This window comes from Micromonospora sp. NPDC051296, from assembly GCF_040682255.1.
Classification (GTDB): domain Bacteria; phylum Actinomycetota; class Actinomycetes; order Mycobacteriales; family Micromonosporaceae; genus Micromonospora; species Micromonospora craterilacus.
The window spans coordinates 1-9,287 of the sequence record NZ_JBFBAO010000284.1 but is presented as its reverse complement, the minus strand read 5'-3'; the positions used below and the strand labels follow the sequence as shown (position 1 = coordinate 9,287).

At 71.9% G+C, this 9,287-nt stretch carries 6 protein-coding genes and 1 CRISPR repeat array; all 6 genes read right to left on the bottom strand.

Going from position 1 to position 9,287, the window contains the following annotated elements:
* Positions 1–58: 58 nt before the first annotated feature.
* Positions 59–1,042: a CRISPR direct-repeat array (repeat unit 36 nt; unit sequence CCCTCAATGAAGGGCAGCTCCCGTGGGAGCTGCGGC).
* 187 nt (positions 1,043–1,229) lie between these two features.
* The gene (gene cas2, locus AB0M52_RS24940; RefSeq protein ID WP_363958168.1) at positions 1,230–1,532 is read right to left on the bottom strand and encodes a CRISPR-associated endonuclease Cas2; all 303 of its coding nucleotides are present in this window, start codon (positions 1,530–1,532) and stop codon (positions 1,230–1,232) included.
* Positions 1,529–3,121 carry a CRISPR-associated endonuclease Cas1 gene (gene cas1, locus AB0M52_RS24935; protein ID WP_363958165.1) on the bottom strand — a complete coding sequence of 531 codons (1,593 nt, stop codon included), beginning with the start codon at positions 3,119–3,121 and terminating at the stop codon, positions 1,529–1,531. Before cas1 ends, cas2 begins: the two co-directional genes overlap by 4 nt.
* Positions 3,121–4,167 (bottom strand): hypothetical protein, encoded by a 1,047-nt coding sequence (locus AB0M52_RS24930; protein ID WP_363958163.1) that lies wholly within the window; start codon positions 4,165–4,167, stop codon positions 3,121–3,123. The genes cas1 and AB0M52_RS24930 overlap by 1 nt, the downstream gene beginning before the upstream one ends.
* Positions 4,164–6,914: a type I-U CRISPR-associated helicase/endonuclease Cas3 gene (gene cas3u, locus AB0M52_RS24925; RefSeq protein WP_363958161.1), complete on the bottom strand. Its 2,751-nt coding sequence runs from the start codon at positions 6,912–6,914 to the stop codon at positions 4,164–4,166. The genes AB0M52_RS24930 and cas3u overlap by 4 nt, the downstream gene beginning before the upstream one ends.
* Positions 6,911–8,428: a type I-U CRISPR-associated protein Csb2 gene (csb2, locus tag AB0M52_RS24920; RefSeq protein ID WP_363958158.1), complete on the bottom strand. Its 1,518-nt coding sequence runs from the start codon at positions 8,426–8,428 to the stop codon at positions 6,911–6,913. The genes cas3u and csb2 overlap by 4 nt, the downstream gene beginning before the upstream one ends.
* Positions 8,425–9,287 (bottom strand): type I-U CRISPR-associated protein Cas7 (locus AB0M52_RS24915; protein WP_363958155.1); only part of this gene is annotated, 863 nt, incomplete at its 5' end. The genes csb2 and AB0M52_RS24915, both read right to left, overlap by 4 nt.

Sequence of the window (9,287 nt, the reverse complement as noted above, 5' to 3'; positions counted from 1 at the left end):
GCCGGCGTCCGCGCCCGCACCACCCCAGGACCGTCCCCGGCCACCCCCCGCTCGGCCGCCCTCAATGAAGGGCAGCTCCCGTGGGAGCTGCGGCCTCCTCGTCCGGCCCGTCGCTCACGGGCCTAGCCCCCTCAATGAAGGGCAGCTCCCGTGGGAGCTGCGGCCGGGTCGCTGTGGGCCGCTCCCCTTACCCCTCACTTATCCCTCAATGAAGGGCAGCTCCCGTGGGAGCTGCGGCTTGAATCCGTCGCCTACTGCCATTTGGGCTACGGGACCCCCTCAATGAAGGGCAGCTCCCGTGGGAGCTGCGGCTTGGCCCGCACCTTCACGCCGCGCAGGGTGGAGTCGGCCCCTCAATGAAGGGCAGCTCCCGTGGGAGCTGCGGCCATAGTCATCGGATGTCTGCCGCGCGGTCACCTCCCCTCAATGAAGGGCAGCTCCCGTGGGAGCTGCGGCGGGCGAGCGTGACCGTGCGGACGGTTTCCGTGCCGTTCCCTCAATGAAGGGCAGCTCCCGTGGGAGCTGCGGCTGGCGCGGAGGGATCACCGGTGGCGGCGGCGGGACAACCCTCAATGAAGGGCAGCTCCCGTGGGAGCTGCGGCCACCCGACCTCCGGCGATGACCGCCCTCGACCTCCCTCAATGAAGGGCAGCTCCCGTGGGAGCTGCGGCCTGCCGCCGGAGTACGTGGCCGCCCATGTGGATCTCGGCCCTCAATGAAGGGCAGCTCCCGTGGGAGCTGCGGCTGTGTCGCCGGCCCGCTGTGCGTCAAGCTCCATCCGCGACCCTCAATGAAGGGCAGCTCCCGTGGGAGCTGCGGCCCGCCGCTCCCAGGCGCACTCGCCATCCGGCACAGTCGGCCCTCAATGAAGGGCAGCTCCCGTGGGAGCTGCGGCCCGCCGCCGCCGCCGCCGCGGCCGCCGTAGTCGCCGCCCCTCAATGAAGGGCAGCTCCCGTGGGAGCTGCGGCCTGCACGGCAGCCTGTCGGCGTTGACCACACACTGCCCCCCTCAATGAAGGGCAGCTCCCGTGGGAGCTGCGGCTGAGTCGGGATTCTAGCCGCCCTGAGCTGCGCCTGAACCGGTCCATCGCGAAGGGTGGGCTTCCTGCAAGATCGAGTAGCGCCTGAAGACCACGATCTCGTGCGCCTTCACAGTGTGTGAGCTGGGCGGACACCGTTGCGACGGGTCCACGCTCAGGGGCGGGACGACGGAGCCTTCGCCGGTGGGTTCAGAGGATCGCCGGTCCGTGGCCGGTAATGGTGCGGCTACAGCCGATCACGTCGAGCGATCGACGGTTGTTCTCGCGGAGGGTGCCCAGGTTGCAGAAAAGAACGGAATCGGTGCCCTCGTTGATCAGATCGGTGAGCTGGGCACGAAGCCGCAGGAGCTTTGCCGGGCGGGCGTCCACGATGAACACGCTGTACTGTACGCGGTCACCGTACGATTCGAGCTTCTTGGCTACCTTCGTTCGGCGGACATCGTCGGATATGTCGTACGCGATGAGGTAGCGCCGTACGTCGTCGAGGCTCATCGGGTCTTGATGCCTTGGTATCGGGGCTGCGTTCCGTCGATCACTCCCAGGACGAGTCGCGCTTGGATCTCCATTGCGCGTCGCCATGTCACGTCATACCCGAAGGTCGGGTGCCGGAACGTGCTGGTGACGCGGCGCTCGTAGCCGGCGATGAGAGCCTTGCGGCCGCGCTCGCCTATCCGGGTCGTGCCGAGTGCGGCCGTGAAGTCTCGGGCGCGGATCTCGCCGTTGTTGAATGCGTTCAGAACGACCGAGTCGGCTACCGGGGCTCGGAACTCCTCGACCAGGTCGAGCGCCAGTGCCGGCTTGTTGCGTCCGCTGCTGTGCAGGAATCCGGCGTGCGGGTCGAGTCCGCAGGCGACGACGGCACGTAGGGTGTCTGCGGTCAGCAGGCCATAGCAGAAGTTCAACGCGGCGTTGATCGGGTCGCGGGCGGGACGTCGTGTCCGTGTCGAGAAGGTCAGCCCTTCGGTTGCCATGACGCTGGGCCGGAACATGGTGAGGAAGTGCTCGAAGTAGCGTGCCGCCGCGTCGCCCTCGATGCCGAACAGGTCGGTCAGTGACGGCGCGGCAAGGGCGTCCCGCTGTAGTTCCCGTAGCCGGGTCACGGCGGCCGGGGCGTCGCCGTGCCGACGCAGCAGGGTCGCCTGGTTGGCGACCTTCGCGGCCACGAACTGTCGGGCCAGGTCGATGCGCCCGTGGTGGGATGCGACGTGTTGGCGCAGCCGCGGACCGCCGTTGGGTCCTTGGGCTGCCCTGGCCCATCCGGTGACCCGTCCCGAGCTGGTGCACCATACCACCGACAGGCTGCGCCACAGAACCTCCCGGATGAGGCCGCTGGAGAGGTCGACGTTGCCGTGCACCACCACGCCCTGCACGCGTTCGATCGGGAACGTGCCGAGCTTCTCACCGCTCTTGCTGACCTCGATCCGCCCCCGGGTGACATACGCCCGGGAGCCCGGGGTGGTCAGGTGCAGGACCTGCGTGTCGGGATCGGCCACCACGATCCGGCGGGTCACCGGCGCGAGGGGGCGTTCGTCGGGAAGGCAGACGGTGATGTGCGAGCAGCGGGAGCAGCGCCGGTCGTCTTCGAGGGGTGGGGGCGCCTGCTCGGCGGCGAGGGTACGCGCGGTGGCCGCCACCATGTCCCGGGCGAGCGCCCTGTCGTCTGCGGAGAGGGGCACGTCCACCCGGGCATGGTGATTGGTGAAGTACACCGCCTGCCCGGACACCGGGTAGCCCATGTCTGCCAGGGCTCCGGCCAGGAGGGCGACCTGGATCCGCATCGGCTCGGTGACCTCGGGGCGGCGGCGGACCGGGGTGGCCTTGTGCTCCACCACTGTCATCGCGGCGTTCTCGTCGAGTTCGACGGTGTCGCAGCGCCCGGTCACGCCGAGGTCGTGGCTGACCACGTCGACTGCCCGGTAGCGGCGAGCGCGCGACCCGGTGGGGTCGTCGGCCGGGGCGTGGGCCTGCGTGCCGATCTCCACCTGGTGGGTGTCGGTCTTCTCTCCCATGGCTTCGAGCCAGGCCCGGCGTGGGCAGAACGCCTGGTGTGCGACCAGGCTGATGGGAATCAGGTCGGACATCAGCGGCGATCGGTCTTAAGTAGTTCGCCGAGCATGGCGCGGCGTTCGGGTGCGCTGTCGCTGCCGAACCGGTGTACCGGGAAGCGGACGACCGCGGTGACGCCGCGGTGCGCCAGCCATTCACGGGCTGCCCCGCTGCGGGACGCGGCGTCGTCGGAGGCGCGCCCGAGGTCGTTCGGCGACAATCCGGTCGCGGCGAACCGGGACAGTTGTCCGCTCGCGGCGATGGTCCGGTGCCGGGCGGTTCGCCAGCGGCCAGCCCAGACTGGTACGTAGAAGTAGCCGGCGGTGCCCCGGCCGATGTGGCCGCTCGTCGTGGCGAATCCGGTGCTGCTCTGGGCGATGGGGAACTGCGAGATGCCCCAGAGCGCACACCAGGCCAGCGCGTTGTCGGTGGGCCCAGGGGCGGCGAACCCGGTCGGCGTACGGCTGTCTGGTCGGTCTTTGCCGATCTCGTCGCGGACGCGGTGGCCGAGCAGCCCGTCGCTGACTGCGGCGGCGGTCCGGGCGGCGACCGCTGCGGCGAGTGGGCGGAGCCGGTTGCCGACGAACTCGGATCCCTGGTTGCGGGGCTGCATCTCTAGGCGGCTGGCGCCGTCGTCCTGGAGCCGGTCGCCCTTGCGGTTCTTACTCCAGTAGCTCGGCTCACCGAGCGCGGCGATCAGCCGGAGGTCGAGCAGCGCCCGCGCGTCCGTCAGCCGATCGAGCACGTCGTGCCGCCGGTCCTGGAGCGAGCGCCAGCCCTCACTGGTGGAGATGACGCTGATGCGGGGACTCATCAGCGCTCGCTGCTCGCCCGCGCTGATCTGGCGGCTGGGCCAGCTCTCCGGGGTGTCGTGCCGGGCGGCGTGCCGGCGTACGATCTCGCCGATCGTCTCCGGCGTGGCCTGCGGCGCGCTCAGCACCGGTCGGGGTGTCATGCCCGAGGTCCACGACAGTCGGACGTCTTCCAGCCCGCCGTCCTCGACGATCGCGGCGAGCCCATTGAGAGCCAGATGCGACAGCATGGTGTTCGAGTCGGCGGTCGTCAGTACGAAGTCGGTCATGATCCCTCCGCGGAGACCTGCCCGTCGGCTGCGCGGAGCAGCGCTTCCAAATAGGCGCAGCCCCACACCCCCCAACGGGCGTGTGTACGTTCGATCAGCTCGTCCCAGAGACCCTCGTCGTAGAGGGTGGCGGCGACCTTGTCGGCGTTGTCGACCAGATGCCCGCTGGTGTGTGGGAAGCCAGGCCGGCCGTGCCCGTGGCTCGTGCCGATCAACCGGGCCGCCAGCTCCCGCCACCGTTCGTCCAGCGCGGACAGTGTGGGCCAGGCCAGGACCACGGAGAGCTGCTCGTGCCGCCAGCCGGTCGGCAGGTTTGCGGCCTCGCGGCGCCGCAAGGTCCGCGTATGCCGCGCCCTGCTTTTGGCTAGTAGCTCCCCGGGGGCGGAGCCAGCGCGCAGCAAATGCTGGAAGCGGTCGTCCGCCTTCCCGTCGTCGTGGTGCAGGCCCGCGAGGCGGAGGGCCTCCACCAGCTCGACGGCGAGGCCGAGCCGGCCGGCGACGGTCCCGGCACGTACTGCCACGGCCTCGGAGTGCCGGCTGAGCGTGACGGTTCTGCGGTGTGGGGTCCACGTCTGCCGCAGCTCCGCGTCAGCGCTCGCCTTGCGGAGGTCGACGACGATCAGCCGGAACAGCTCCGGCTTTCCGTCGTCCGACTCCTGCCAGTACGGGATCACCTCGGCCTCGGCCCGCTCCTCCGCCGTCCGGTCGAGCAGGCCGGCCGCCGCGACCACCATCGGTAGCGGCGTAAGCCCCTCACGGTGTACGCGGAGCAGCCGAGCGATCTCCACCGGGTCGGGCTCGGCCGGATTCGGCTCGGTCAGCTCGGTGGTGGCGGCGACGGCGTCGAGGAACCGGCGGTGCGCGGCGCTGTCCGGCTCGATCCGGAGCACGACGTCGCCCGGCCCCGGTTCGTCGAGCAGGTCGAGCACGTCGTCGACCCGCTGGTTGCCGTCCGGGTCGAGGACCCCGGCGGTGAACAGCTCGTTGGTGTCGTCGATGACGAGCTGGTCGCCGGGCCGAAGTCGGTCGTCGTCGGTCAGTGGGCGCGGCGCGTCGCCGCCGGGCCGGACCAGCACCGAACCCGGCTTCAGCCGCGCCCGGATCATCGCTGCCTGCCGGATGGAGACCGGAAACACCTCGTGTTTCCGTGGCGGAAGTTTCTCGATCAGCCGCACGGCGTCGGACTCGTCGGCCGGCAGCGCGCGCCGGACGACCAGGCCGATCTCGTGGTCGGGTTCGTCGAGGTTGTCGGAGAGCCACAGGTCGAGGTCGTCCTGGGCGGCGGCGAGGTCGTCGCTGGTGCGGGCGAGGTGCCACGCCTGGGCCAGTTCCAGCCGCTGGAGCAGGTCCCGCCGCAGCGCGGGGGCCGGCGGCCGGGGCTCACGCAGTGCCCACGGGGCCAATCCGGCCGCATCGGCGGACTGCCGCTGTTCCAGCCAGGTGAGGGCCGCCGCCAGGTCGTCGCGCTGGTACGGCCCAGACTGTGCCCCGGTGGGCAGGTCGGCCGCCGGCACCACCACGGTGACCTCGGCGGTGCGCTGCCCGAGCCGGTTGACCCGGCCGGCCCGCTGGGCGATGGCCCCGCCGGGCGCCAGCTCGGTCACTGCGGCGGCCAGGTCGAGGTCGACCCCGACCTCCAGGCTCTGCGTGCTCACCAGGACGTCGACCTTCGGATCACCGGCGATGCTGAGCAGCTTCGACGTCGGCGGCCGCAGGCGGCGCACGTCGTACGGCCGCAGCCGCCCGCAGATCAGCTCCGTCGCCAGGCCCCGCGCCCGCAACTCCCCGGCAACGGCGGCGGCGACCGCCACGGTGTTGACGAAGCAGCCGACCGTCCGGTCGTACGCCTTGCGAAGCCGCACCGCTTCGTCCGCCAACGCCATGACGCCCGCCTTCCGGGCCGGGCCGCTGTGCGGTATCGGCCAGGACGCGAGGGGCAGCAGGGTGACGGGCTTCGGCGTGGTCAGCCGTTGCCGCAGCGCCTCGTCCACCGCCAGGTCGTCGGGTTCGACGCCGACCGCCACTCCGGCGTCGGCGCGGGGCGTGGCGGTGGTCTCGACGACCTGGAGGACCGGCACACCGAGCGGCTCCTCGACGACCGTGGCCAGCTCGGCGACCCGGCGGGCCGTGGTCACCAGTTGCTGAGACAGGTGCGCCTCGTCGACGACGGCGACCGTGTCGTACGCGAGCAGACCGGCCTCGCGGGGCCACGCCTGCGCCCGCGACCCGTAGCCGGACAGCAACAGCCGGGAGCCCCACATGTCGGGCGTGGCGCAGAGCACGGCGCAGCCGACCGGGTCGTCCAGCCATTCCCGAGATGGGGGCGCGCCGCCGCGCAGCAGCGCCGTCGACAGCGGGCCGGCGGCCCGGTCCTTGCGTCCCACACGCAGCGTGTCGAGCGCCTCGGCCGTCCGGGCGAGGACGGTCCGACCGTCCCGCGCCTCCGCCAGCTGCCGGGCGATCGATGTGGCGTGCTCGTGCTGGTCGTCGACGAGGGCCCGGCGGTCCACGACGAGGGCGAGGCGGCGCGGCACCCGGACCGGATGGCCGCTGGCCATCAGCGCCACCGCGAACACGTGTACGTCTATGACGCTCGTCTTGCCCGCCCCGGTCGGGGCGACGAGCTGATCCGGCCACCGGCCGGTGCGCAGGATGTGGTCGAGCAGCCGCTCCTGCCAACGAAACGGCCGGTGCCCACCACGGACCGCGGCGAAGAAGGCACCGAAGTCGGCGCGCTCGACGCTCACCGGGCCATCCTCCGCACGATGTCGGAGGGCAGATCTCTCGGCACGAGCAGGCCACCGCCCAAATGCCGGCTCTGCCCGATGGCGGCGATCGTCCGGGCGCCGGTCAGGGCACCGAGGCTCAGCACCGCCCGGTACGGCTGGATCACCGTGTCCGGGTTCACCTTGTGCACGTAGCGGCCGACGTCACCGTCCATCACCCGCACCGCCGACTCGACCCGAACCCCGCGCCCGCCGGCCGCCGCCGCCAGCGCGCGGTAGCGTGCGTCGCCTCGACCCGGCGCGGTGATCTCGTGCCGCCAGACTAGCGCGACCGACAGCGCGGCGGCGTCGGCGAGGGACCAGTCGCCACCACGCGGCGGCCGGCTGTCGGGCACCGCGACCGGCTCGGTCTGCCACCACCGCTCGGTGCCGGCGGCCGGCTCCGGCCAGAAAGCGTCGGCCGGAACCTCCAGCGACAGTTCGACCGCGAACGGACCAGCGGCGACCCGCACACGCCGCAGCCGCTGCACCGCCATCCGGATCAGGGTGAGATCGACCTCGCTCGCCTCCCGCGGCAGCAACAGCGCCAACGCGGTACCACCGACATGCGGCGCATCGGGGCCGAGGAACTGGATCGCGCACCGGTTGCTCGGCCGCGGCACACCGTCTTCGTAGACGCCGGTGAGGATCGCGGGCGCGCCGTCGCCGACGAGCCCGACGAGCGCGCGGTGCACGGCGACCGCGCAACGCACCCGCTGCGCCGGCGGGATCGGCCGGTCGATGCGGAACAGCAGCACCGACGTCCACGGCGTCGGCGGTGGCGGCGGCTCCGGCCGGGCGTACCGGCCGAGTTCCAGGCCGGTCGTCACCACCGGTGGGGCCGTGGTCTTCTCACTCGAACGGTGCGCGTCGGCTCGCAACGGCGGCGCGACCGACGTCTCGCGGTGCGCGGCCTCCAGCGCGTCCACCCGCCCGGAGGTGGCGACTGCGAGGTCCAGGCCCACCCCGGTGAACAGGTCGGCGTCCCGGTCGAGGCGGTGGGTCGGGTCGGCGGCGGCCACCGCGAGCCGCACCGGCGACTCGCTGGTCCCCAGGTATGGCACCTCGGGGCAGAGCGCGCCTAGCGCGGTGGCCACGGGCTCGGGTGGAGCCTGCTCCCAGGTCCACGCGAACCGTCCGGTCACTGCGACACCGGTCACCGCCGGCTTGCCGACCAGCTTCTCCGCCAACGGGTTGCGGCCCTCCTTAACCACCAGCCCCTCCTTCCGGTATGCCGTTGCGGCACCGCCGTTGAGCAGCGTCTCCGGCACGGCGATGCCGTCCGGCGGATTCGCCTCCAGCCAGCGCAACGCGTCACGGTCGGCGGCGCAGGGCTGCAACCCGTCCCCGTCCGCAACCGCCCGGATGCCCTGCGCCGCCGCGCAGACCAGCGCGGCGTGCAGGCGGGCCGGCGACGGCAGCGGATCGAGCTGACCGCTGCCCACATGCCCCTTGTAGACGCCGAGGAGAGGCTCCGCGACGATCGCGAAGCTCACGAGTTGTCGTCCGTCTCGACCGCACCGGAGACGATGTCCGGGTTGCCGGTGACCCGCATCGCCAGGCCCGACCACTTGACGTCGGCGGCCTTCTCGGCGTGCGCGAGTGCCTCGCTCAGCAGCAGATCGGCGGCGTCGATGCTGAGCGGCTCGACGTTCAGGAACGCGCCGCCGCGCTGGTCGAGCCGGACCTTCGGCAGCTCCGCCTCGACCAGGTCACAGTTCGCCCGCAGGTACAGCTCGGCGTCGGAGCGGGCCAGCGCGTTGAGCGCCAACGCGGCCAGCAGCGCCCGGCACGCGGCGTCACCCTCGACACCGGCTCCGAACCGCATCTGGCGCAGCGTGGCGAAGGACAACACATGCGTACGGATGATGGTGTCGCAGGCGACGCCGGCCAACTGGTCGAGCGTCGGCGGGATACCGCCCAGGCCGAGCGCAGAGGCCGACTTCGCCTCACCGGCCTTGATTCCGCTGGCCGTCTTGACAATGTCGCCGTAGGTGGCCGGGCTCAGCTCCGCCTGCTGCCGAGTCGCCGTCTCGGTCATCACCTTCTTGTTGAGGTTGATCTGCATGCCGACCGGGTCGACCCGTGCCCCACCGCGCAGCGCCGGCTTGGGCTCCATCAGCGCACCGCTCTGGTCCCGGCTCGCCGCGACGAAGCCGACGATCTCCCCGACCAGGGCGCTGCGCCAGCGACCCTGTCGGCTACGCCGGCTCGAATCCCAGCCACCGAAGACCAGCGTCACCGGACTCGTCTCCAGTAGGGCACGGGCGTTGGCCGGGGTCGCGTCCCGCACCGCCCGGTACGCCTCCGTCTGCGTGGTCGGCTGCCCGTCGATCGCGCCGGCCCGGATGTGTC